Below are 23,413 nucleotides of genomic sequence, written 5' to 3'. Positions count from 1 at the left end.
GGTCGAAACCGCTCGGGCGCCGGCGCCGCCGCAAACGACGATCAGGTGTCGGACTTGTCGCCCGGCTTGTCCTCCAGGTCCGCGGAGCCGGCCGAGGTGGTCGGCTTGTGCCCCTCCTCGGTCGGCGTCGTCGGGGTCTGCGCCCGGTCGCCCTCCGCCGCCGCCTCGCCGGCCGCGTCGCCGTCCAGCAGCCCGGTCAACGCGGCCCCGGTGATCCGTCGGAAGGTGCGACCCACCCGGTTGCGGTCCAGGATCGCGACCTCCAACTGGTCGCCGGCGATCGTGCGGGCGGCACCGCCCTCACCACCGACACTGCCCAGCGCCTGCACCGCCACCTTCACCGCATCGCCGAGCGACATGTCCGGCCGGTGGTGCGACTTCAGCACCCCGGAGATCGCCTCGGCCTGACCACCCATCGCCATCCGACCCGGCTCGTCGGTCACCGACCCGTCGTAGGTGCACCGGTACAGCGAGTCCTCGCCCGGCATGGCACCGACCTCCGCCACGCAGATCTCCACCTCGAACGGCTTGGACTGCTCGGTGAAGATGGCACCGAGAATCTGCGCGTACGAGTTGGCCAGCGCCAGACCGGTCACGTCCCGACGGTCGTAGCTCAGACCGTTCAGGTCGGCCATCCGCACGCCCGCCCGACGCAGGTTCTCGAACTCGTTGTACCGCCCGACGGCGGCGAAACCGATCCGGTCGTAGATCTCGCTGACCTTGTGCAGCGTGCTGGAGAGATTCTCGGCAACGAAGAGCACCCCGCCGGCGTAGCTGACGACCACCGCGCTGCGTCCCCGAGCGATGCCCTTGCGGGCCAACTCGGAACGGTCGCGCATGATCTGCTCGGGCGAGGCGTAGAACTGCATGGCCACGGCGGCGGCTCTCCTTCGGCGGTACTCGGGGAAACGGGATCAGCTGCGGACGGGCGGCTCAGCCGCCCGGATTCTCCATCCGACCGGCGACGACGCTCTCCGCGATCGCCGACGTCTCCGCGTCGGTCAGCCGGTGCGTGCCCTCCGCCGTCGCGGTCATCACCACCGGGTAGATCCGGCGGGTCAGGTCGGGTCCACCGGTCGCGGTGTCGTCGTCGGCCGCGTCGTAGAGCGCCTCCACCGCCAACCGCACCGCGTCGTCGACGGACAGCCCGGTCCGGAACCGCTTCTTCAACGCCGACCTGGCGAACAGCGAACCCGAGCCGATCGCGTCGTAGCCGGTCTCCTCGTACGGGCCGCCGGTGACGTCGAAACTGAAGATCCGGCCGGCCCGCGCCGGGTCGCTGGCCGCCAGGTCGAAGCCGGCGAACAGCGGAATCACCGCCAGCCCCTGCATCGCCGCGCCCAGGTTGCCGCGGATCATCGAGGCGAGCCGGTTGGCCTTGCCGTCGAGCGAGAGCATCGCGCCCTCGATCTTCTCGTAGTGCTCCAGCTCCACCTGGAACAGCCGCATCAGCTCGATGCCGATGCCGGCGGTGCCGGCGATGCCCACGAGCGAGTACGCATCGGCGGGGTGCACCTTCTCGATGTCCCGCTGGGCGATCAGATTGCCCATGGTGGCCCGCCGGTCTCCGGCCATCACGACACCACCGGCCGCGGCGATCGCCACGATCGTGGTCGCGTGCGGGGCCAGGTCGGCGGCCATGCCCGGGGGCAGCGCCCGTCGGCCGGGCAGCATCTCGGGAGCCACCTTGCTCAGGAATGCCGTGAAGGAGGACGTCCCCGCGTTGGTGAACACATCTGGAAGACGCCCGGATGGATCAAAACCCGCTGCCACGTGGTTCCTCTCAGGTACGTGACGGCCCTGGCCAGCCTCGTCGGACTGTCACGGAACTGGCCAAGACCACCGTTGCAGTTGAAGCAGAGTATCCCGCGCACCCACCCGGTGCGATGATCGTGGTCCACATGTTCCGGATCGGGGTCACCGCAGACCGCGCAGACACCGCCCTGCTCGGCCAGCAGCTCGTCGAACTCCTTCTGCCCGATGCCGTACCGCCGCCGCAGGTGGTACTCGCGGGTGCCGCCGTAGAGCCGTTGGGCGGTCTCCTTACCGCGTGCGTTGTGGCAGGGCTTGCAGTAACTGTGCCGTCCGCTGGCCGTCCTCGTGGTGCTCGGGAAGTCGCTCAACGGCTTGATCTGCTCGCAGTCCGGGCACCACTTCAGACCCTGGCCCACCGGAGTGGCCGACCGCCGTGCGGGGCGATGCCACGCTTGCGGCGGCTGGCCTCCGAACGGGCCGTCGCACACGCCTTGCAGTAGTAGGCGCGACCGTCGACCCGGCGACTGTTGCGGTGAAATTCGGTGAGGGGCAGCGTTCGTCGGCACTGTGGGCACGTCTTGTCCGATCCGGTGGGCAAATCGGACATATGCCTCATTGACCCCCTTTCTGGACATAACCCCTCACGAACTCCTCGGCGTTTTCTTCGAGGACGGAGTCGATCTCGTCGAGCAGGTCGTCGACGTCCTCGGTGATCTCGGCGTGCCGCTCGGCGACTTCCGGGTTCGCCTCGACGGTGACGTCCTCGACCTCTTCGCCCTGACGGGCCTTGCCCGACTGCGACTGACCGCCGCTGTCACGAGTGGCCATCGTTGCCTCCTCCACGATCTCCCTGCGATGAACTTACCTCGCGGGAGCGACGAAACGTCCCCCGCGCGCCGGTACCGGCGCGCGGGGGACGAAGAGCTGATGCACGGGAACCGGTGGGTCAGCCGCCGGTAAGCGTCTCCAGCAGATCCTTGGCGCTGGCACAGCGGTCGAACAACTCTCCGACGTGCCGCCGGGTCCCCCGCTCCGGCTCCATCATCGGCACCCGCACCAGCGACTCCCGACCGACGTCGAAGATCACCGAGTCCCAGCTGGCGGCGACCACCTCCGAGGCGTACTGGGCCAGGCAGCGGCCCCGGAAGTACGCCCGGGTGTCCTCCGGTGGCTCCGTCATCGCCGTACGGCTCTCCTCGTCGCTGAGCAGCGTCTTCATCGATCCACGAGAGACCAGCCGGTGGTAGAGGCCCTTCTCCGGGCGTACGTCGGAGTACTGCAGGTCGACCAGTTGGAGCTTGTGCGAACCCCAGCCGAGCTTCTCCCGCTCCCGGTAACCCTCCAGCAGCCGCAGCTTCGCCACCCAGTCCAGCTCGTCGGCGCAGAGCATCACGTCGCGCCCCAGCCGGTCGAGCACGTTCTCCCACCGGTCCAGCACGTCGGCGGTCTGCTCGTCGACGTCGTTGCCGTAACGGTCGTCGACGAACGCGCGCACCCGCTCAAGATAGGCCCACTGCACGTCCATCGCGGTGAGCCGACGCCCGTCGCGCAGCCGCATCAGATGCGACAGCGACGGGTCGTGACTGACCGCGCGCAGCTCGCCGACGGGGTCGGCGATGCCGAGGTCCGGGCCGAGCGCCTTCTCCTCGATCATCGTGAGGATCAACGCGGTGGTGCCCACCTTGAGATAGGTGGAGATCTCCGAGAGGTTCGCGTCACCGATGATGACGTGCAGGCGGCGATACTTGTCCGCGTCGGCGTGCGGTTCGTCGCGGGTGTTGATGATCGGCCGTTTGAGGGTGGTCTCGAGGCCCACCTCGACCTCGAAGAAGTCGGCGCGCTGGGAGATCTGGAAGCCGCTCTGGCCGCCGTCCTGGCCGATGCCGACGCGGCCGGCGCCGCAGACGATCTGCCGGGTGACGAAGAACGGCGTCAGGTACGCCACGATGTCGGCGAACGGCGTCTGCCGGCGCATGAGGTAGTTCTCGTGCGCGCCGTAGCTGGCGCCCTTGTTGTCGGTGTTGTTCTTGTAGAGGTGGATCGGTGCGGTGCCGGGGATCGTGGCGGCCCGCCGCGCCGCCTCCGCCATCACCCGCTCTCCCGCCTTGTCCCAGCGGACCACGTCGCGGGGGTTGGTCACCTCGGGGGTGGAGTACTCCGGGTGCGCGTGGTCGACGTAGAGCCGGGCGCCGTTGGTCAGGATCACGTTGGCCAGGCCGAGGTCCTCGTCGGCGAGCGCCTCGGCCGGGTCGTACGCCGCGCCGGAGTAGGTGAAACCGCGGGCGTCCCGCAGCGGTGACTCCTCCTCGTAGTCCCACCGGGCCCGGCCGCCGCGGTTCAGTTCGGGTCGGGCGCCGTAGGCGTTGACCACCTGCGAGGAGGTCACCATCGGGTTGGCGCCGGCCTGGCCGGGCACGGAGATGCCGTACTCGACCTCGGTGCCCATGATTCGTCTAACGCTCATCGACCTACCCGCTTCGTTTGCCTGACCGGTCCCCGTCACGTCGAGCGTAGTCGCCACTCGGGCAACCGGGGGCGTGGCGGTCGGTCGGCGTACCAGGTCGGCTCTGCCGCTCGTCGATCCGGCGGGGGCCCGGGTGTACGCGTGGGGCCCGCGACGCCTGGCGTCGCGGGCCCCACGTGGCGCGTTCCGGTCAGAGGTACTGGCCGGTGTTGCTCGCGGTCTCGATGGAGCGTCCGGCCTCGGTGCCCTTGCCGCCGGAGACGAGCGTGCGGATGTAGACGATCCGCTCGCCCTTCTTGCCGGAGATGCGGGCCCAGTCGTCCGGGTTCGTGGTGTTGGGCAGGTCCTCGTTCTCGCGGAACTCATCGACGCAGGCGTCGAGCAGGTGCTGCAGGCGCAGTCCCTTGCGTCCGGAGGTGAGGAACTCCTTGATGGCCATCTTCTTGCCCCGGTCGACGATGTTCTGGATCATCGCGCCGGAGTTGAAGTCCTTGAAGTACAGGACCTCCTTGTCACCGTTGGCGTAGGTGACCTCCAGGAAGCGGTTCTCCTCCGTCTCCGAGTACATCCGTAGCACCACCGCGTCGATCATGGCGGCGACGGTGGCCTGGGCGTCGCTGCCGTGCTCGGCCAGGTCGTCGGCGTGCAGCGGCAGGCCGGGGAGGATGTACTTGGAGAAGATGTCCTTGGCCGCCTCGGCGTCCGGACGCTCGATCTTGATCTTCACGTCGAGTCGTCCCGGTCGCAGGATCGCCGGGTCGATCATGTCTTCCCGGTTGGAGGCGCCGATGACGATGACGTTCTCCAGCCCTTCGACACCGTCGATCTCGCTGAGCAGCTGCGGCACGATGGTGTTCTCCACGTCGGAGGAGACACCGGAGCCGCGGGTGCGGAAGACCGAGTCCATCTCGTCGAAGAAGACGATGACCGGAGTGCCCTCGCCGGCCTTCTCCCGGGCCCGCTGGAAGATCAGTCGGATGTGCCGCTCGGTCTCGCCGACGTACTTGTTGAGCAGCTCGGGACCCTTGATGTTGAGGAAGAAGCTGGTGTGCTTCTCCTCGCCCCGCCGCTCGGCGATCTTCTTGGCGAGCGAGTTGGCGACCGCCTTGGCGATGAGCGTCTTGCCGCAGCCGGGCGGGCCGTAGAGCAGGATGCCCTTCGGCGGACGCAGCTGGTGCTCCCGGAACAGGTCCGCGTGCAGGAACGGCAGCTCCACCGCGTCGCGGATCTGCTCGATCTGGGAGTGCAGGCCACCGATGTCGGTGTAGTCGACGTCGGGCACCTCCTCCAGCACGAGTTCCTCGACCTCGCTCTTGGGAATCCGCTCGTACGCGTACGCCGAGCGAGGTTCGATCATGAGCGAGTCGCCGGCCCGGATCGGACTTCCGATCAGGGTCTCGGCCAGGTGCACGATGCGTTCCTCGTCGGAGTGCGAGACCACCAGCGCCCGGTCGCCCGGCGCGCCTTCGGGACCGGCGAGGATCTCCTTGAGCATGACCACCTCGCCGACCCGCTCGTAGCCGAACGCGTCGACGATGTTGAGCGCGTCGTTGAGCAGGACCTCCTGGCCACGCCGCAGCTCGTCGACGTCGAGCGAGGGCGAGACGGCCACGCGCAGCTTCCGTCCGCCGGTGAAGACGTCGACGGTGCCGTCGTCGTGCTTGGCCAGGAAGACACCGTAGCCACTTGGGGGTTGAGCGAGCCGGTCGATCTCCTCCTTGAGCGTCACGATCTGCGCGCGAGCCTCCTTGAGGGTGCTCACGAGCCGTTCGTTGTTCTCGGTCAGCCGCGCCAACTGCGCCTGGGTGGCGGCCAGCCGCTCTTCGAGCTGCCGGACGTGTCGGGGGCTCTCGGTCAACTTGCGCCGCACCAGAGCGAGTTCCTCTTGAAGGAACGCGACCTGCGTGGAGAGATCGTGGGCCTCCTTCTCCCACCGTGCGGCGCGCGAGTCCGCGTCGTCGCTGCGTGCCACGTCCCACCTCCCCGGGGGGCTTGAACGTTCTGACCTAACACTAGCCGCTATGAGCCCGATTCGGTCCTCCGCAACGCGCCCGTCACCGAAGCTTGATCGCCAAGGGTGGGTCGACGGGCGGGTACGGGCATTCGGGTACCGTCGAGGGGTGGGACGGGAGAACATGGGGGGTGCGCCGGTGGCCGAGGTCGCGACCGACCAGTTGCAGGTCTGGGTCGACCAGGATCTGTGCACGGGCGACGGGCTGTGCGTGCAGTACGCGCCGGAGGTCTTCGAGTTCGACGTCGACGGGTTGGCCTACGTCAAGGGGCCCGACGGTGAGCTGGTGCAGGCGCCGGGCGGCCGGGTCGACGTGCCGGAGCACCTGCGCCTCGAGGTGATCGACTCGGCGAAGGAGTGCCCGGGCGAGTGCATTCACGTCGTCCGCGGCAGCGACGGCGTCGAGGTCGCCGGCCCGGAGGCCGAGGACTGACCCGCTGATCCCGGCATCACCCGGTCGGGCTACAGCAACGGGCGACCGACCACCGAGGCGACCAGCCGGGCGAACTCCTCCAACCGGGCGATCTGCCCGGCACCGCCGTCGTCGAGGGTCTTGCCGAAACGCAGGGCGTCGTGGCGCGGCCCGCCGGCCGTCTCCTCGCTCGGCGGCGACTCGTCCAGCGAGGTCAGCAGCAGGTACACGTCGATGCTGTCGACCCGGATCTCGCCGTTGTCATGGCGGAACAGCCGGCGTCGGCAGCCGACCTCGGTGACCGAGGAGACCGGCACCACCCGCAGCGAGGAGGTCATCGAGCCCGGCGGTCCCTCCCCCGGTGGCACGTCCTCGCCGTGCCAGAGCACCAGGCGGCTGCCGTCGCAGACGACGACCTCCTGCCACACCCCGTTCACCTCGTTGACGAAACGTTCCAGGGTGAAGCCGAGCACCGAGGCTCCGCGCAGGACGCCGCCGAGCGCCTCCAGGGCGACGTCGGGGTCACGCAGGTAGGCGCGCGCCGCCGATTCCAGGTCGGTGTACGGCGACCAGTCGGGAAACACGGCCGGCAGGTCGCCGCCGCCGAAGCCGGGACGACTCATCTGCTCACCTCGTCCCACCCGGCGCCGGCCCGGGCGTGGGCCGGATCACGCCGACGGTCCACCGCCCTCTCACGCCGCCACGTCGGGCCGCCGCCGAACCCGCCCCGGATCAGCCCGCTCACTCCCAGCCGCCCCTTCCGCCGTCACGGCCTGTCCGTCTCCCGCGTCACGTCCGGTGGTGTCTGCCCGGCCGGCGCGTCGTGCGCCACCACGGTGGCCTGCCGGGCCGCCTCCGCCTCGCGAAGCGCCTGGCGGCGTTGCGCGTACGCCTCGGTGCCCTTGCTGGGCTTGCGACGCCGTGGCGGGGCGGTGACTCCGGGGGCGAGCTTACGCGCGGAGACGAGGAACGCGGTGTGGGCGATCATGCGGTGGTCGGGGCGGACCGCCAGCCCTTCGGCGTGCCAGTCCCGCACCAGTGACTCCCAGGCCCGTGGCTCGGTCCAGCCGCCGCGCTCGCGCAACGCCTCCACCAGCTCGGACAGCTGGGGGGTGGTGGCGACGTAGCCGATGAACACGCCGCCGGGCAGCAGCGCGCGTTCGACCATGTCGAGGTTCTCCCAGGGGGTGAGCATGTCCAGGATGATCCGGTCGAAACCGGTCTCGCGGCACTCGGCGACGTCACCGACGTGCAGGTGCCAGGCCGGGTGCGGGCCGCGGAAGAACGACTCGACGTTTCGTCGGGCGATCTGGGCGAAGTCGTCGCGCAGCTCGTAGGAGTGCAGTTCCCCCACGTCACCCACCGCGCGCAGCAGCGAGCAGCTCAACGCTCCGGAGCCGGCGCCGGCCTCGAGCACCTTGGCGCCGGGGAAGATGTCGCCCATGGCGACGATCTGCGCGGCGTCCTTGGGGTAGATCACCTGAGCGCCGCGCGGCATGGAGAGCACGTAGTCCGACAGCAGTGGACGCAGCGCGAGGAACGCGGTGCCGCCACCGGAGGTGCTCACCACGCTGCCGTCGGGCAGGCCGATCAGCGCGTCGTGCGCCAGGATGCCGCGGTGGGTGTGGAACTCCTTGCCCGGTTCCAGGGTCACCGTGTGCATCCGCCCCTTGGGGTCGGTCAGCTGCACCCGGTCACCGGGCTGGAACGGCCCGCGGTGCACGGCGGGCGGCGTCACCTTCTCCTCGGGGAGGTCGCTGGCCGGGTGGGCGGAGTGGGTGACGGTCACGTGTTCATCTTCCGGTGAGGTTCGAGCAGTTGAGCCAGATCCGCGATGTGCAGAACGCCGACGACATCTTCGCCTGCGGTCACCACGTACTGTGCGCCCGGGTGGGCCTGTACGGTCTCCAGCACCCGTTCGCCGTCCGTGTCGACCGGGATGGCCGGCACGTCGGCGAGGGTACGGGCGACCGCGTCCACGGCCAGCCAGGGCCGGCGGGCTTCCGGCACCGCCGCGGCGGCGACCGGGTCGACCAGGGCCACCGGCCGGCCGGCGGAGTCGATCACCAGCAGCGCGGCCGCGTGCGGTGGCTCGGTGACCGGGTGGGTCGGCGCGGCTCGGCGCTGCGCCTCGGCCAGCGGGGTGCCGGTGGGCACGGTGTGCACCGGGCGGGCGAGGGTGGTCAGGTCGACCAGGGGGAGCCGACGGCCGATGCGGGACATCCGGATCGACTGTCCGGCGCCGTGCCAGAGGGTGAGGGCGACGAGTGCCGTCAGCGGCAGCGCCAGCAGGCTCAGCACGTCTGCCGCGTAGAGCGCGGCCACCAGCAGCGCGGTGCCGACGGCCAGGATCCGTCCGGCCCAACCGGCCACCTCGGTGGCCCGGTGCCGGTCCCGGGTCAGCGCCCAGACCACCGCACGCAAGGCCCGACCGCCGTCCAGCGGCAACCCGGGCAGGATGTTGAACAGCGCGACGATGACGTTGCTCGCCGCGAGTTGGAAGGCGAGCTGGTCGGCCACGGTGCGGTCGGGCAGGGCCAGCGTGGCGGCCACGGCGGCCGCGCCGAGCACGGCGGAGACGGCCGGTCCGGCCAGTGACACCAGCAGGTCCACCCGCGGCGAGGGCGCGTCGCGATCCATCTCGGTGTACCCGCCGAGCAGTTCCAGGGTGATGCCGCGCACCCCGATGCCGAAGCGGCGGGCGGTGAGGGCGTGACCGAGTTCGTGGGCCAGCACCGAGCCGAGCAGCGCGACGACGAACCCGGCGCCGACGAGGTAGCCGCCGAGCGGGGACAGTTGCAGCCGTTGACCGGCCAGTTCGCCGTACAGGACCGTGATCAGGAGGGCGAGCAGCAGGATCGAGGCGTTCAGGTACAGCGGCACCCCGAGGATCCGGCCCACCCGGATGCCGGGGCGCTGGCCGGCACCGGCTCGCCTGCGCTGTTCCATCGGGCTGATGCTACGCGGCGAGAGATCACGTACCGGAGCGGCGGCGGTCGGCCTGTCACACCGGTGGCCTAACCTTCCGGGGCATGACGGCGGATCCGGTGATCACTCAGCAAGCCCCGACCCCGACGCAGCCGCCGGCGACGGTGCGGGCCTCGCTGTCACCGTCGCGGGCGGCGGATTTCAAGACCTGCCCCCTGCTCTACCGGTTCCGCAGCATCGACCGGCTGCCCGAGCGGCCCAGTGTGGAGCAGGCGCGGGGCACGCTGGTGCACGCGGTGCTGGAGCGGTTGTTCGACCTGCCGCCGGCCGCCCGCACTCCGGAGGCCGCCGGTGACCTGGTGCCCGGCCAGTGGGAGCACCTGGTCACCGAGCAGCCCGAGCTGGCCGGGCTGTTCGCCGACGACGACCCGTCGGCCGCCACGGAGTTCCTCCGCTCGGCGTCGGCCCTGCTGGATGGCTACTTCGCGGTGGAGGATCCGCGCCGGCTGGAGCCGGCCGAGCGGGAGAGCCTGATCTCCGCCGTGGTCGACGACGAGCTGCTGATCCGCGGCTACCTCGACCGGCTCGACGTGGCTCCCGACGGCGCGCTGCGGGTGGTGGACTACAAGACCGGCGGTGCCCCACGGGAGGCGTTCGAGGCGCGGGCCCTGTTCCAGTTGAAGTTCTACGCCCTGGTGCTGTGGCGCACCCGTGGCGTGGTCCCCCGGGTGCTGCGACTGCTCTACCTCAAGGACGCCGAGGTGTGCGACTACGCCCCCGACGCCGAGGAGCTGGTGCGCTTCGAGCGGACGGTGGTGGCGCTGTGGCGGGCGATCGAGCAGGCCACCGCCGCCCGGGATTTCCGGCCACGACCGAGCCGGCTGTGCGACTGGTGCAGTCACCAGGCCCGCTGTCCCAGCTTCGGGGGGACTCCGCCGCCGTTCCCGGAGCCGGCGGCGACGCCTGATCCGATGCGCGACGCCCGGTCCTCCCCCGCGCCACCCGGTGCCGACGAGTAGGCGCTCTCCTTCCCGGGGATGAGGAACGAGTCACCACACAAGACGATCTTTCGTCGGCACGGGCGGTTAGCGTCGGGGCGTGGGTAGCGCGCTGAGGGAGTGGCTGCGTCGCAGTCCGGCGGCCGGTGACTCGCTGCTGGCCGTCGCTCTGGTGCTGGGCGAGGTGCTGTTCACCCTGCTCACTCCCCGGGAGTTCTGGCCGCGACCGTTTCCGACGGCGCTGGGGTGGAGTGTGTTGTGCGCGGCGCCGGTCGTGCTGCGCCGGGTGGCGCCGTGGCCGGCGCTGCTGGCCGCGTTGGCCACGCTGCTGCTCCCGGTCGTCATCGAGGTGGCGCCGACCACCCAGAGCCTCACCTTCGTGGTGCTCACCTACACGATGGCGGCCTACCGTCCGGTACGTCCGGCGCTGGTGGCGGCGGTGGGGCTGTGGCTTCCGGTGGCGGTGGTGAACGCTCTGGTGCCGCCGGTGGGCGTTCCGCAGGTCGGCTCGGCGTTCCTGATCGCGAACAACATCCTGGTGGGGATCGTGTCGTTCTCGGTGGGTCGGACGGTGCACGCGCGCCGCTCCTCCACCGAGGCGCTGCGGGAACGGGCCCGGGTCGCCGAGGCCAACCAGCGGGCGCTGGCCGAGCAGGCGGTCGCGGACGAGCGGCGCCGGATCGCACGGGAACTGCACGACGTGGTGGCCCACCACGTGAGCGTGATGGGGGTGCTGGCGACGGGGGTGCGCCGGGTGCTGCGCCGCGACCCGGACAGCGCCGACGAGGCGATGGCCACCATCGAGGAGACCAGCCGGGCGACCCTGCGGGAGCTGCGCCGGCTGCTCGACGTGCTGCGTACCGAGGCCGAGCCGGCGGCGGAGTTGGCACCGCAACCGGGTCTGGCCGGCATCGAGGCGCTCACCGATCAGGTCCGCGACGCCGGGCTGCCGGTGACGTTGACGGTGGCCGGGCAGCCCGGGCAGTTGGAGGAGGGGGTGGCGCTGACCGTGTACCGGATCGTGCAGGAGGCACTGACCAACGCGCTCAAGCATGCCGGGACGGCGACCGCGCAGGTGCGGGTGGGTTTCGGTGGCGACGCGGTGGAGGTCGAGGTCACCGACACCGGTCGGGGGCCGTCACCGGACACCGATCGGATCGGACACGGACTGGTCGGGATGCGGGAACGGGTCGGCCTCTACGGTGGGATCCTGCGCACCGGCGCCCGAAGCGGCGGCGGCTACCGGGTGTACGCCCGGATTCCGGTCGAGCCGCTACCGGAGTCGAGCCGACGGTGAGGCGGGCCTGGTGAGCGGTGCAGCCGACAGGGAGGACCAGATGGCCGATGCGACGGGACGCGCCCGACCGGTGCGGATCCTGCTCGCCGACGACCAGCCGCTGCTGCGTACCGGCTTCCGGATGGTCCTCGGCGCGGAGGCCGACCTGGACATCGTCGCGGAGGCCGGCGACGGGGTGGAGGCGGTGGAGCTGTCCCGTCGGTTGTTGCCGGACGTGGTGCTGATGGACATCAGGATGCCCCGGATGGACGGGGTGAGCGCCACCCGGGCGATCGTGGACGCCCGGTTGCCGGTGCGGGTGCTCATCCTGACCACCTTCGACCTGGACGAGTACGTGGTGGGGGCGCTGCGGGCCGGGGCGAGCGGCTTCCTGGCCAAGGACGTGCCGGCGGAGGACCTGGTCACCGCGATCCACACGGTGGCCGCGGGTGACGCGGTGGTGGCGCCGCGGATCCTCCGCCGGCTGCTGGACCGGTTCGCCGACGTACTGCCGGACCCGTCCGCGACCCCGTCGAAGGCGTTGGGCGCGCTCACCGAACGGGAGCGGGAGGTGCTCGTGCAGGTCGCTCGCGGCCTGTCGAACGCCGAGATCGCCCGGGTGCTGTCGGTGAGCGAGACCACCATCAAGACCCACGTCGGGCATGTGTTGACCAAGCTGGGACTGCGCGACCGGGTGCAGGCCGTGGTGCTGGCGTACGAGTCGGGCCTGGTCCGACCTGGCGGTTAACGTCGGCGTTGCATCGGTCACCTACCGTGACGGCCTGCGGTGGAAATCGGTTGACCCTCACGCGACGGCAACGTCCAGGATGACCGTGACCGCCGCCGGCAGACGAGCGACAGCTGCCGGAGTCGGGGACAACCCTGACTCCGGTTGGGGGGTACCCGCAGCCGGAAATCCGCTCCGCCTCCGCCCGGAGTCGGACGGATCGGCGGTGGGCAGCACAGATGATTGACTCGCACCGGTCCAGCGGGGGCGGTGCGAGCTGACGCGACGGAGAGGTACGTGACGTGACCGCTACCACAGGCCAGTCGGCATCGGCCGCAGCCCGGGCGAGCGACGTGTGGAAGGTGTACGGCAGCGGCGAGGCGCAGGTCATCGCCCTGCGGGGGGTCAGTGCGGAGTTCGAGCGCGGACGATTCACGGCGATCATGGGCCCGTCGGGGTCCGGCAAGTCGACGTTGATGCACTGCCTGGCTGGCCTGGACTCGGTGACCAGGGGGACCGTGCAGATCGGCGAGACCACCGTCACCGGGCTCGGTGACGCGGGCCTGACGAAGCTGCGCCGCGACAAGGTCGGCTTCATCTTCCAGCAGTTCAACCTGCTGCCGACGTTGACCGCCAAGGAGAACATCCTGCTTCCGCTGTCGATCGCCGGCCGGAAGCCGGACCCGGCCTGGTTCGACGTCGTGATCGACACGGTGGGCCTGCGGGACCGGTTGGGGCACCGGCCGGCGCAGTTGTCCGGCGGTCAGCAGCAGCGGGTGGCGTGCGCCCGGGCCCTGGTGGCCCGCCCTGAGGTGATCTTCGCGGACGAGCCGACCGGCAACCTCGACTCACGCTCCGGCGCGGAGGTGTTGAACTTCCTGCGCAACTCGGTACGGGAGCACGGGCAGACCATCGTGATGGTGACCCACGATCCGACGGCCGCCGCGTACGCCGACCGGGTGGTGTTCCTCGCCGACGGGCAGATCGTCTCGGAGCTGATCGAGCCGACCGCGGACACGGTGCTGGACACGATGAAGAAGCTGGACACGCCCGCCGAGGTGGCCGGCTGATGTTCCGGGCAACCTTGAAGAGTCTGCTGGCCCGCAAGGTCCGGCTGATCCTGTCCGGCCTGGCCGTGGTGCTCGGCGTCATGTTCGTCTCCGGCGCCTTCGTCCTCACCGACACCCTGGGCCGCTCCTTCGACTCGCTGTTCGCCGACGCGTACGCCGAGGTCGACGTCAACGTGGCCGCCAAGCCGAAGCTGGAACTCGGCGAGCTGGAGGGCGAGCAGCTCGCCACCCCGTTCCCGGCCGCCACGGTGGAGACGGTGCGCGCGGTGGACGGGGTGGCCGAGGCGACCGGTGTGGTCGCCGCCGACGGGGCCCGGTTGATCGGCAGCAACGGCAAGGCCGTCACGTCGTTCGGGCCGCCGCAGTTGGGCGGGAACTGGACCGGCGAGAGCGACCTGGTGCGGTTGCGCGAGGGTCGGGCACCGCAGGCCGACGACGAGATCGTGATCAACAAGGGGCTGGCCGAAGCCGGCCGGGTGGCGCTCGGCGACCGGGTGGGTGTGCTCACCCTCCAGCCGCGCAAGGATTTCACCATCGTCGGCATCTTCGGCTACAGCGGTGACCGGGACTCCCTCGGCGGCGCCAACGAGGTCATGTTCACCACCCCGGTGGCGCAGCAGCTGATGCTCGGCGAGTCGGACGTGTTCAGCAACATCGTGGTCACCGCCGCCGACGGGGTCTCCGACGAGCAGCTGCGCGACTCGGTGGCCACGGCCCTCGGCGACGGCTACGTGGTCAAGACCGGCGAGCAGCTCTCCGCCGACGCCGCCGCCGGCCTGAAGGAGGGGCTGTCCTTCTTCAACCGGATCCTGCTCGGCTTCGCCGCGGTGGCCCTGCTGGTCGGCACGTTCCTGATCCTCAACACCTTCTCGATCATCGTGGCGCAACGCACCCGGGAACTGGCGTTGCTGCGGGCGGTCGGCGCCAGCGGCAAGCAGATCATCGGTTCGGTGGTGCTGGAGGCGGTCGCCGTCGGGTTGATCGCCTCGGTGTTCGGTCTGGCCGCCGGCATCGGCATCGGCGCGCTGCTGGCGTACCTGTTCGGCAACCTCGCCGGCGGGCTGGCCCTGGCCGGGGTCGGCGTACCGGCGTCGGCGGTGATCGGCGCGTTCGGCGTCGGCCTGGTGATCACCGTGCTGGCGGCGCTGCTGCCGGCGCTGCGGGCCGCGCGGATCCCACCGATCGCGGCGATGCAGGACGTGGCGACGCCGGACCGGCCGTTGACCAAGGTGACCGTCGGCGGTGCGCTGGTCACCGCGATCGGCGCCACCCTGCTCTTCCTCGGTCTGGGCGGGCACGCCGGCGACAGCACGCTGGCCACCATCCTCGGTGGCGTGCTGTTCTCGTTCATCGGGGTGGCCCTGCTGACGCCGCTGATCAGCCGTCCGGTGGTGGCGGCCCTGGGTACGGTCTTCTCCGGCTGGGTGCCGGGCAAGCTGGGCCGGCTCAACTCCGGTCGCAACCCGCGCCGCACCGCGATCACCGCGGCCGCGCTGATGGTGGGCATCGCCCTGGTCACCGGCATCACGGTGATCCTGGATTCGGCCAAGAGCAGCATCAGCGGGCTGGCGCAGGACAGCATCAGCGCCGAGTTGGTGATCGCCGGAGCCCAGTCCGGTCCGCGCCCGCCGACGTTCGACCCGGCGGTGCTGGACGAGGCGAAGGCCATCCCCGGCGTTCGCCTCGTCGACGGCGAGTACGGCGACATGGCGCTGGTCGGCGGCGAGCGCACCTGGGTCGGTGCGAGCAGCGAGCCGAGCGCGCTGGTGGAGATGTTCGGCCTCACCGCGACCGCCGGGGACATCGGGCGGCTGGGGCCGGGCCAGATGTTGATCAGCTCGGACGCGGCGGAGTCACGGGGCCTGTCGGTCGGCTCCACCGTGCCGGTGCAGCTGGCCCGGGGCGAGGAACGCAGCTACACGGTCACCGGCATCTACGGGAGCACCCCGCTGTTCGGCGGCGTGACGTTGCCCGCCGAGGCGGCGCGTGACTTCTCCATCCCGCAGCCCATCCAGGGTTACATCCAGTTGGAGCCGGGAGTCCGGGCGGCCGACGTGCTGCCCCGGGTGGAGGCGCTGCTGGCGGACAGCCCGGAGGTCTCGGTGGCCGACCGCGACGCGTTCATCGAACAGCAGGCCGGGCAGCTCGACGGGCTGCTGCAGATGATCCAGATCCTGCTGGCGCTGGCCATCGTGATCGCGGTGCTCGGCATCGTCAACACCCTCGCCCTGTCGGTGCTGGAGCGGACCCGGGAGCTGGGTCTGCTGCGCGCCATCGGCCTGCGCCGGTCGCAGACCATGGGGATGATCACCGTCGAGGCGGTGGTGATCTCGGTGTTCGGCGCGCTGCTCGGCGTGGTGGTCGGCGCCGGCCTGGGTGCCGCGGTGGTGGAGGCACTGCGCGACGAGGGGATCACCAGACTGGTGCTGCCGTGGGGCCAGATGGGTGTCTTCCTCGGCCTGGCCGCGATCATCGGCGTGGTCGCGGCGGCGCTGCCGGCGATCCGGGCCGCCCGGATCAACGTGCTGGGTGCCATCGCCCACGACTGAGCGGTCAGGCGGGCCCCGGTGCGACGCGCGTCGCACCGGGGGCCCGCCCCGGTCAGCCCGGGGTGGCGGCTGGACGCAGCAGCTCCGCCAGCAGTTCCAGGTCGACCAGCAGCAGGCTCTCCAGCTGGCGTACGCCGTCGGTGGGTGCCAGCGGCACCTCGGCGGGCACGGCCAGCACCGCGGCCCCGGCGGCGACCGCGCTGGCCACCCCGGTCGCCGAGTCCTCGATCGCCACGCACCTGTCGATGGGCACCCCGAGCAGCCGGGCGGCCGTCAGGTACGGCTCGGGATGCGGCTTCGTCGCGTCGACCTCGTCGCCGCAGACCACCACGTCGAAGCTGTCGCGGCCGAGGGTGTCCAGGGCGATCTCGACCAGGGCCCGCCCACTGGAGGTGACCAGCGCCGTCGGAATCCGCGCCTGCCGGACCGCGCCGAGCAGCGTCAGCGCCCCCGGCCGCCACTGCAACCCGGTGCGGAACAGCTCCAGGATCCGCGCGTTGATCCATTCCGCGCTGGTCCGCGGATCCCGGTGCGGCTGCCCCAGGTCGTCGTGCAGGATCCGCATCGAGTCGGCCATGCCCGTGCCGACGATCGCGCGCCGGGCGTCGGCGGAGAGGGTGCCCCCGTACTGCTGCGCCAGTTCGGCCAGCGCGACGTCCCACAACCGCTCGCTGTCGACCAGGGTGCCGTCCATGTCGAAGAGCACGGCGGCTGGACGGGTGCTGCTCACCGGATCCTCCTCAGGCTCGGTTGACCGGTGAATCCTGTCAGCCGACGGTGGTCCGGCGCTCGGCGCAGTGACCTTTCTCAACCGAGGTCGCAGGCGGTCAGGGACCGTTCGTAGCCACGGAAGAACGCCTCGGACCGCTGCTCGGGGGTGCCGTGGGAGCCCTCGGCGAACCACGGTTGACCCGGGTCGTCGCCGACCGCGAGCAGTCCGTCGTTGAACTCGTCGAGGTCACCCTCTTCCAGCGTGAGCCGGTCGGACCGGACCGAGTCGCCGAGGAACGCCCCGGCCATGCAGTCGGCCTGTAGTTCCTGCTGGATGGTGAAGTTGTACCGGATGCCCAGCCGGGTCTGGATGCCGTGCGCGTACTCGTGCCCGAGCAGGTAGAACACGAACGCGTCGCCGATCTGCCGGAAGGCGCCGAACGACCAGTTGATGTCGTACGCGATGTAGTCGTCGACGGTGCAGTAGACCGCGTTGTTGCGGGGCACCTCCTGGCCACCGCAGGAGACCTCACCGTCGCGCTGGTACGGCAGGACCTGCCGGATCGGCCGGAAGGACTGCCCCGACGCCTCGAACTGGTCGGCCCAGTACAGCTCGGCGAGCCGCTGCGCGTCGGCCACGTCCTGGCGGAACTCCTCCACGGTGTCGGTGCCGTCGGCGCGGGTCACCTCCGCCGTCGGGTCGGCCGGTTGCGGCTGCCCGTCCGGGTCCGCCGGCCCACCCACCGGCTCCACCATGCAGGCGGCCGCCGCCACCAGCGCCACGGCCAGGCCGGCGAGTCTGCCCCGGCGTAACCCTCGCCCACCTGCCGCCACCGCACGCCTCCCGCCTCGACGTCGCCGGTCCTGTACCCCGACGGTACGACCGTCACGCCCGTTGCCGTCAGGTACGCCTTACCGCCCCGTCCGGTTCAGTCGCGCGTGTTCCATCCGCTCCGCCGGCCGGTCACAGAAAGACGGCCTATGGTGCGGTGGTCGGTGTCCGGTAGGCACACCCGGCTCCGACGTCCCCGATGAACCGGCACCGCGATGGTGGCGGACGGAAGAGGGAGACGCCGTGAAATATATGATCATGCTGTACGGCTCGCAGCGGGACTACGACGCGATGGCCGGACACGGGTCCGACCGGCCGGCGATGTCGGCCGAGCAGGTGGCCGCGATGCACGCGCACATGGGCAGGGTGCACCAGGACCTCGCCGACGCCGGTGAACTGGTGGACGCCCAGGGGTTGACCGCGCCGGTGCACGCCCGTCGGGTCCAGGTGCGCGACGGCGCGGCGATGGTCACCGATGGTCCGTACCCGGAGACGCAGGAGGTCCTCGCCGGGTACACGGTGGTCGAGTGCGCCAGTTTCGACCGGGCCGCCGAGATCGCCGCCATGCTGGTCAACCCGGACAACCCTGGCGAGTACGTCGACGTGCGTCCGATCGCCGAGGGCATCGACGACCTCGTCTGATGGATGAACCGACCGTCGAGGGCCTGCTGCGCCGACTGGCGCCGCAGGTCCTCGGCGCGCTCGTGCGCCGCTACGGGCACTTCGACACCGCCGAGGACGCCACCCAGGAGGCGCTGATCGCGGCGGCCACCGGCTGGCCTCGGGACGGTCTACCGGCGAACCCCCGAGGCTGGCTGATCACGGTGGCGTCGCGGCGGCTCACCGACCTGCTCCGGGCCGAGCAGGCCCGACGGCAGCGGGAGGACGTCGTCGGCCGGCGCGTGGTGGCCGAATGGCGGCTGGCACCGTCGGGTCATCGGAGCACGGACTCCGACGACACCCTGATCCTGCTGTTCCTGTGCTGCCATCCGTCGCTGTCCCCGGCCGCGCAGGTCGCGTTGACCCTGCGGGCGGTCGGCGGGTTGAGCACGGCGGAGGTGGCCCGGGCGTTCCTGGTGCCGGAGCAGACCATGACCCGGCGGATCAGCCGGGGCAAGCAGCGCATCCGCGACAGCGGCCTGCCCTTCGCGATGCCCGACCCGGCCGAGCTTCCGGGGCGGCTGGCGACCGTGCTCCGGGTGCTCTATCTGATCTTCAACGAGGGGTACGCGAGCACATCCGGGCCCGGGCTGCTCCGCGCCGACCTGTGCGCCGAGGCGATCCGGCTGACCCGGCTGCTGCGCCGGACCATGCCCGACGCCGCCGAGGTGACCGGCCTGCTGGCGTTGCTGCTGCTCACCGACGCGCGCGCACCGGCGCGGACCGGTCCGCACGGCGAACTGATCCCGATGGCCGAACAGGACCGCTCCCGCTGGCGTGCCGATCAGATAGCCGAGGGCACCGCGCTGGTGGTCGAGGCGCTGCGCCGCGGGTCTCCCGGGCCCTACCAGGTCCAGGCCGCCATCGCCGCCCTGCACGACGAGGCGTCCGGCCCGGAGCAGACCGACTGGCCGCAGATCGCGATGCTGTACGAGGTGCTGACGGCGATGGACGCCAGTCCCCTGGTCGCACTGAACCGTGCCGTCGCGGTGGCCATGGCGGACGGTCCCGACGCGGGGCTGACGCTTGTCGAGAAGGTGGCCGCCGACGGTCGGCTGGCCCGGGACGCGAGGCTGCCCGCCGTACGCGCGCACCTGCTGGAACGCCGCGGCGACCCGGCGGCGGCCCGTGCCGAGTACCGTGTGGCCGCCGCGCAGGCCACGAATCTGGCGCAGCAGCGGTACCTGAACGCTCGCGCCGACCGCCTGACCGACGGCTGAGCGAACGTTGGCGGTCAGGGAAAGAGCGTGTGGTACGCGTTCAGGGCCGGCTGCCCGCCAAGATGGGCGTAGAGCACGGTGGCGTCGGCGGGGATGTCCCGGGTACGGACGAGGTCGATCAGCGCCGCCATCGACTTGCCCTCGTACACCGGGTCGATGATCATGCCTTCCAGTCGGCCGGTGAGCCGGATCGCGTCCAGGGTGGACTGGATCGGGATGCCGTAGCGGTCTCCGGCCCAGCCCGGCAGCACGCTGATCTCGTCGTCGCGCAGGTCGCGCCCGAGACCGATCCGTCCGGCGGTGTCACGGGCGATCTTCTCCACCTGGGCCCGGGTCTCGTCGAGCTTGGCCGAGGCGTCGATGCCGAGCACCCGCCGGGGCCGGTCCTGGCCGGCGAAACCGGCGATCATCCCCGCCTGGGTGCTGCCGGTGACGCTGCAGACGACAATGGTGTCGAAGAAGATCCCCAGTTCCCGCTCCTGTTGCTGGACCTCGTAGGCCCAGTTGGCGAAGCCGAGCCCACCCAACGGGTGGTCGGACGCCCCGGCGGGGATGGCGTACGGCACGCGGCCACCGGCCCGGACCTCCTCCAGCGCCCGCTGCCAACTCTCCTTGACGCCGATGCCGAAACCGTCCGGCGCGAGACGCACGTCGGCGCCCATGACCCGCGACAGCAGGATGTTGCCGACCTTGTCGTTGACCGGGTCCGGCCAGTCCACCCAACTCTCCTGCACCAGCACGGCCCGCAGGCCGGCCCGGGCCGCGACGGCGGCCACCTGGCGGGTGTGGTTGGACTGCACGCCACCGATGCTCACCAGGGTGTCCGCGCCGCGGGCAAGGGCGTCGGCCACCAGGTACTCCAGCTTGCGGGTCTTGTTGCCGCCGAAGGCCAGCCCGCTGTTGCAGTCTTCCCGCTTGGCCCAGATCCGGGCGCCGCCAAGGTGGCGACTCAGCCGGTCCAAGGGGTGGATCGGGCTCGGACCGAAGAGCAACGGGTAACGGTCGAACTCGTCGAGAGACATGCAATATATTGCACGTTGCATGATGTGGTCTGTCAAGCCTTCGTCCGGTCCTCCGACGAGGAGCGGCCGACTTCGACGCGTACGGCGACAGCGACGGGGGCGTGACGTCGTCGACGTCACGCCCCCGGGGTCACCAGTGCGCCGGCTCAGCAGGTGTTGAGCATGGTGCTCAGCGCCGACTTCTCCGCGCTGTTCACGGTGAGGCCGTAGTACCACTTCACCTGGATCCACGCCCGGGCGTAGGTGCAGTGGAAGGCCGCGCGCGGCGGCTTCCACGCGGCCGGGTCCTTGTCGCCCTTCGACGAGTTGACGGTGCCGGTGACCGCCCACAGTTCCGGTCCACCCAGGTCGTTGGCGTAGGTCTGGCGCCGTGCGGTGGTCCAGGCCCAGGCGCCCGACCGCCAGGCCTCGGCGAGCGGCACCACGTGGTCGATGGAGATGTCGGCGGGGTTCGTGCGGGTCACTCCGTCGTACGGGCTGTACCAGGACCCGGACGTCGGATAGCAGCTGGAGTTCACCACCACGTTGCTGCCGTCCCGCTTGAGCACCTGCTCGCGGGTGTTGCAGGCGCCGGTGATGGTGATCCAGTGCGGGAACAGGTCACGGCTGTAGCTGGACTGGTGCGACTCGGCCGCGACGGTGAGGGAGTTCAGCCGGCTCACCGCCGTGCTGTACGAGGGGATGTTGGGCGGGGTGGCCTGGGCGGCCGACGGCACGAGCACGACCGACAGCACGACGGCGAGCACCGGAACGACGGCGACCCTGCGTAGGTGAGCCACGGGGCGACTCCTGACTGTCTCCTGCGACGGCGGGTGGGGGAACCCGACTTGGGGGCGCGGCAGGCGACATCAGGATTCTCGCAAACATCTCGATCAATAAATGTCATCGCGCCACAAGCTCTGTGAACGCCACGTGAAGACCAGACCCGGCGTTCTGCCGCGATGCCCCGCGCGGCGCGGCGCTACGCCGAGCGGCCCGGGCGGACGCGGTCGGTCTGGTACGCCCACATCGCGATCTCCACCCGGTTACGGACACCGATCTTGACCATCAGGCTGGCGATGTGGGTCTTCACGGTGCTGAGGCTGATGTGCAGTTCGTCGGCGATCTCGGTGTTGGTGCGACCCCGCGCCACGGCGAGCAGCACCTCCTCCTCCCGCAGGGTGAGCGCGTCCACCGGCTGTGGTGGCGGCGCGGCCGGACCCGCGTCGGCGAAGGCCCGCAGCAGCCGCGTGGTGATGTTCGGCGCGATGAGCGCGTCACCGGCGGCGGCAGCCCGCACGGCCTGGGTGAGCAGGGCCGTGCCGGCGTCCTTGAGCAGGAAGCCACGCGCTCCCGCGCGGAGCGCGGCGTAGACGTACTCGTCGAGGTCGAACGTGGTGATCACGACCACCGCCAAGGGGTCGACCACGGCCGGCCCGGCGAGGCGGCGGGTGGCCTCGATGCCGTCCACAACGGGCATCCGGATGTCGAACAGGCACACCTCGGGTCGGAGCCGCCGGGCGAGGTCGACGGCCCGGTGACCGTCACCCGCCTCGCCCACCACCTCGATGTCCGGCTGGGCGTTGAGGATCATCGTCAGGCCGGTACGGACGATCTCCTGGTCGTCGGCGACGATCACGCGGATGGCCACCTGATGATTGAACACCGCCGGCATCCCGGCCCAAAGTACGGCCGGCCGGCCCGTCCATCGGCCGAGTCCTCGTCGGCCCGCACTCCGATGAGTCTCGCCCGGCACTTCGCCAGGATCGACGGAGCAGGAGCGACCGGGTCCCTTCCCGACTGAACCGCGTCCCGCGTCCGCCCAGCGCCGGGCGGGCCTGGGACGGGGACGTGGTCACGGTCCTGCCCTCAGCAGAAGGGACGCACCGCTGTGACGTCTTCCGCCAGATCGAACTGGCTCATCCCCGCCGGCCTGCTGGTGCTCGCCGCCGTGCCGGTACTCGCCGGGGGCCTCCGCCTGGCCGAGTTCGCCGGCGGCGCCCAGGTGCTGCCCGACGGTGACCGGATCACCTCGGCCCCGCTGCCCGTGATCGCCCACATCGTCGCGGTGACCGTGTTCAGCGTCCTCGGCGCCTTCCAGTTCGCGCCCCGGTTCCGCCGGCGCCACCGCCGCTGGCACCGGGTCGCCGGTCGGCTGCTGATTCCGTGCGGGCTGCTCACCGCGCTGAGCGGCCTGTGGCTGACCTTGTTCCTGCCGCCGGGGCCCTTCGACAGTGACGCGTTGGTCGCCGTCCGGGTGGTGGTCAGCGTCGCCATGGCCGGGTCGATCGTCCTCGGCTTCGGGGCGGTCCGGCGCCGTGACTTCGGCCGACACCGCGCGTGGATGATCCGTGGCTACGCCATCGGGATGGGCGCGGGCACCCAGTTCTTCACCCAGCTGGCCTGGCTCGCCGCCGTCGGTCCACTCACGACGTCCGGTCGGACCGGGACGATGACCGCCGCCTGGCTGATCAACGTGGTGCTCGCGGAATGGATCATCCGGCGGGCCGGCGGCACCGTCGGGGCGCCTCCGGCGGTTCGGGGACGCCGCGCGCGACAGGACAGGGCGATTCCGGTGTGAGACCTCCGGACGGGCGGAGCAGGTGCCGCAGGAGGCTGCCGCCGCCGGTCAGCCCGACGGCGACGGGGATGGCCAGGCTGGTCAGCACCAGTGCCGCGACCGACCAGGCGGGCAGTCCCACGGCCACCGCGACGAGACTCAGACCGCTGAAGACGGCGAGTTTGCGCCGGATCCGCGACAGCGCGACGGGGTCCGTCGTCGAGTACGACATGGCATGC

The 23,413-nt window shown here is 71.0% G+C and carries 22 protein-coding genes and 1 pseudogene; 9 read left to right on the top strand and 14 right to left on the bottom strand.

What is annotated here, in order from left to right; genetic code table 11:
* Positions 1-41: 41 nt before the first annotated feature.
* The 6 genes from prcA to arc form a co-directional block, all read right to left on the bottom strand.
* The gene (gene prcA / locus O7597_RS26905) at positions 42-875 is read right to left on the bottom strand and encodes a proteasome subunit alpha (RefSeq protein WP_281581093.1); all 834 of its coding nucleotides are present in this window, start codon (positions 873-875) and stop codon (positions 42-44) included.
* A 58-nt stretch (positions 876-933) separates the two neighbouring features.
* Entirely contained in the window at positions 934-1,773 is an 840-nt protein-coding gene (gene prcB, locus O7597_RS26900; protein ID WP_269741473.1) for a proteasome subunit beta, read from the bottom strand.
* Positions 1,692-2,171, bottom strand: a complete 480-nt coding sequence (locus O7597_RS26895; RefSeq protein ID WP_269741472.1) for an endonuclease VII domain-containing protein — start codon at positions 2,169-2,171, stop codon at positions 1,692-1,694. The genes prcB and O7597_RS26895 overlap by 82 nt, the downstream gene beginning before the upstream one ends.
* Positions 2,172-2,367: 196 nt before the next feature.
* The gene (locus O7597_RS26890; protein ID WP_164446970.1) at positions 2,368-2,583 is read right to left on the bottom strand and encodes a ubiquitin-like protein Pup; all 216 of its coding nucleotides are present in this window, start codon (positions 2,581-2,583) and stop codon (positions 2,368-2,370) included.
* Between the two features lie 118 nt (positions 2,584-2,701).
* Complete coding sequence (gene dop / locus O7597_RS26885; protein ID WP_348650772.1) at positions 2,702-4,219, bottom strand: depupylase/deamidase Dop; 1,518 nt, start codon at positions 4,217-4,219, stop codon at positions 2,702-2,704.
* Positions 4,220-4,409: 190 nt separating this feature from the next.
* The gene (arc, locus tag O7597_RS26880) at positions 4,410-6,191 is read right to left on the bottom strand and encodes a proteasome ATPase (RefSeq protein ID WP_164446972.1); all 1,782 of its coding nucleotides are present in this window, start codon (positions 6,189-6,191) and stop codon (positions 4,410-4,412) included.
* Positions 6,192-6,369: 178 nt separating this feature from the next.
* Between arc and O7597_RS26875 the strand changes: the two genes are divergently transcribed.
* Entirely contained in the window at positions 6,370-6,663 is a 294-nt protein-coding gene (locus tag O7597_RS26875; protein ID WP_093406155.1) for a ferredoxin, read from the top strand.
* A gap of 29 nt (positions 6,664-6,692) precedes the next feature.
* Here O7597_RS26875 and O7597_RS26870 read toward each other — a convergent pair whose 3' ends face one another.
* The 3 genes from O7597_RS26870 to O7597_RS26860 form a co-directional block, all read right to left on the bottom strand.
* A complete protein-coding gene (locus O7597_RS26870) occupies positions 6,693-7,265 on the bottom strand; it encodes a hypothetical protein (protein ID WP_269741471.1) in 573 nt (190 codons plus the stop codon).
* Between the two features lie 143 nt (positions 7,266-7,408).
* On the bottom strand, positions 7,409-8,431 hold the full coding sequence (locus O7597_RS26865) for a tRNA (adenine-N1)-methyltransferase (protein WP_269741470.1): 1,023 nt from the start codon (positions 8,429-8,431) through the stop codon (positions 7,409-7,411).
* Complete coding sequence (locus tag O7597_RS26860) at positions 8,428-9,591, bottom strand: M50 family metallopeptidase (protein ID WP_269741469.1); 1,164 nt, start codon at positions 9,589-9,591, stop codon at positions 8,428-8,430. Before O7597_RS26860 ends, O7597_RS26865 begins: the two co-directional genes overlap by 4 nt.
* 83 nt (positions 9,592-9,674) lie before the next feature.
* Between O7597_RS26860 and O7597_RS26855 the strand changes: the two genes are divergently transcribed.
* The 5 genes from O7597_RS26855 to O7597_RS26835 all read left to right on the top strand — a co-directional run bounded on the left by O7597_RS26855 (position 9,675) and on the right by O7597_RS26835 (position 16,190).
* Entirely contained in the window at positions 9,675-10,589 is a 915-nt protein-coding gene (locus O7597_RS26855) for a PD-(D/E)XK nuclease family protein (protein WP_269741468.1), read from the top strand.
* 79 nt (positions 10,590-10,668) lie between these two features.
* Positions 10,669-11,865, top strand: a complete 1,197-nt coding sequence (locus tag O7597_RS26850) for a sensor histidine kinase (protein ID WP_269741467.1) — start codon at positions 10,669-10,671, stop codon at positions 11,863-11,865.
* 40 nt (positions 11,866-11,905) lie between these two features.
* Positions 11,906-12,592 (top strand): response regulator transcription factor, encoded by a 687-nt coding sequence (locus O7597_RS26845; RefSeq protein ID WP_269741466.1) that lies wholly within the window; start codon positions 11,906-11,908, stop codon positions 12,590-12,592.
* 281 nt (positions 12,593-12,873) lie between these two features.
* Entirely contained in the window at positions 12,874-13,641 is a 768-nt protein-coding gene (locus O7597_RS26840; protein ID WP_269741465.1) for an ABC transporter ATP-binding protein, read from the top strand.
* A complete protein-coding gene (locus tag O7597_RS26835; RefSeq protein WP_281581092.1) occupies positions 13,641-16,190 on the top strand; it encodes an ABC transporter permease in 2,550 nt (849 codons plus the stop codon). Before O7597_RS26840 ends, O7597_RS26835 begins: the two co-directional genes overlap by 1 nt.
* A gap of 52 nt (positions 16,191-16,242) precedes the next feature.
* On the opposite strand, the gene O7597_RS26830 is transcribed toward O7597_RS26835, so the two are convergent.
* Both O7597_RS26830 and O7597_RS26825 read right to left on the bottom strand, forming a co-directional pair.
* A complete protein-coding gene (locus O7597_RS26830; protein WP_281583327.1) occupies positions 16,243-16,896 on the bottom strand; it encodes an HAD family phosphatase in 654 nt (217 codons plus the stop codon).
* Positions 16,897-16,997: 101 nt separating this feature from the next.
* Positions 16,998-17,762, bottom strand: a pseudogene (locus O7597_RS26825) (neutral zinc metallopeptidase); the annotation flags it as partial.
* Positions 17,763-17,985: 223 nt separating this feature from the next.
* On the opposite strand from O7597_RS26825, the gene O7597_RS26820 reads away from it, so the two are divergent.
* On the top strand, positions 17,986-18,375 hold the full coding sequence (locus O7597_RS26820; protein ID WP_269742744.1) for a YciI family protein: 390 nt from the start codon (positions 17,986-17,988) through the stop codon (positions 18,373-18,375).
* Positions 18,375-19,613: a sigma-70 family RNA polymerase sigma factor gene (locus tag O7597_RS26815; RefSeq protein WP_269741463.1), complete on the top strand. Its 1,239-nt coding sequence runs from the start codon at positions 18,375-18,377 to the stop codon at positions 19,611-19,613. Before O7597_RS26820 ends, O7597_RS26815 begins: the two co-directional genes overlap by 1 nt.
* A 14-nt stretch (positions 19,614-19,627) precedes the next feature.
* Here the strand turns inward: O7597_RS26815 and O7597_RS26810 are convergent, their stop codons facing one another.
* The 3 genes from O7597_RS26810 to O7597_RS26800 all read right to left on the bottom strand — a co-directional run bounded on the left by O7597_RS26810 (position 19,628) and on the right by O7597_RS26800 (position 22,265).
* Positions 19,628-20,635 (bottom strand): 1-aminocyclopropane-1-carboxylate deaminase, encoded by a 1,008-nt coding sequence (locus tag O7597_RS26810; protein WP_269741462.1) that lies wholly within the window; start codon positions 20,633-20,635, stop codon positions 19,628-19,630.
* A 146-nt stretch (positions 20,636-20,781) separates the two neighbouring features.
* Positions 20,782-21,414, bottom strand: coding sequence for an HNH endonuclease family protein (locus O7597_RS26805; protein ID WP_269741461.1), 633 nt, complete (start codon positions 21,412-21,414; stop codon positions 20,782-20,784).
* 182 nt (positions 21,415-21,596) lie between these two features.
* Positions 21,597-22,265 carry a response regulator transcription factor gene (locus O7597_RS26800; protein ID WP_269741460.1) on the bottom strand — a complete coding sequence of 223 codons (669 nt, stop codon included), beginning with the start codon at positions 22,263-22,265 and terminating at the stop codon, positions 21,597-21,599.
* 240 nt (positions 22,266-22,505) lie between these two features.
* Here O7597_RS26800 and O7597_RS26795 point away from each other — a divergent pair, with 240 nt between their 5' ends.
* Complete coding sequence (locus O7597_RS26795; protein WP_269741459.1) at positions 22,506-23,195, top strand: DUF2306 domain-containing protein; 690 nt, start codon at positions 22,506-22,508, stop codon at positions 23,193-23,195.
* The last annotated feature ends 218 nt before the right edge of the window (positions 23,196-23,413 follow it).

This window comes from Verrucosispora sp. WMMC514, assembly GCF_027497295.1.
GTDB lineage: Bacteria > Actinomycetota > Actinomycetes > Mycobacteriales > Micromonosporaceae > Micromonospora > Micromonospora palythoicola.
This window is presented reverse-complemented; position numbering and strand designations above follow the sequence as displayed.

What these genes read in the sequence shown, in the direction of transcription:
- O7597_RS26890 (WP_164446970.1), bottom strand. Translation starts at nt 2,583, where the DNA reads ATGGCCACTCGTGACAGCGGCGGTCAGTCGCAGTCGGGCAAGGCCCGT.
- dop (WP_348650772.1), bottom strand. Translation starts at nt 4,219, where the DNA reads ATGAGCGTTAGACGAATCATGGGCACCGAGGTCGAGTACGGCATCTCC.
- O7597_RS26870 (WP_269741471.1), bottom strand. Translation starts at nt 7,265, where the DNA reads ATGAGTCGTCCCGGCTTCGGCGGCGGCGACCTGCCGGCCGTGTTTCCC.
- O7597_RS26860 (WP_269741469.1), bottom strand. Translation starts at nt 9,591, where the DNA reads ATGGAACAGCGCAGGCGAGCCGGTGCCGGCCAGCGCCCCGGCATCCGG.
- O7597_RS26855 (WP_269741468.1), top strand. Translation starts at nt 9,675, where the DNA reads ATGACGGCGGATCCGGTGATCACTCAGCAAGCCCCGACCCCGACGCAG.
- O7597_RS26845 (WP_269741466.1), top strand. Translation starts at nt 11,906, where the DNA reads ATGGCCGATGCGACGGGACGCGCCCGACCGGTGCGGATCCTGCTCGCC.
- O7597_RS26835 (WP_281581092.1), top strand. Translation starts at nt 13,641, where the DNA reads ATGTTCCGGGCAACCTTGAAGAGTCTGCTGGCCCGCAAGGTCCGGCTG.
- O7597_RS26820 (WP_269742744.1), top strand. Translation starts at nt 17,986, where the DNA reads ATGATCATGCTGTACGGCTCGCAGCGGGACTACGACGCGATGGCCGGA.
- O7597_RS26815 (WP_269741463.1), top strand. Translation starts at nt 18,375, where the DNA reads ATGGATGAACCGACCGTCGAGGGCCTGCTGCGCCGACTGGCGCCGCAG.
- O7597_RS26810 (WP_269741462.1), bottom strand. Translation starts at nt 20,635, where the DNA reads ATGTCTCTCGACGAGTTCGACCGTTACCCGTTGCTCTTCGGTCCGAGC.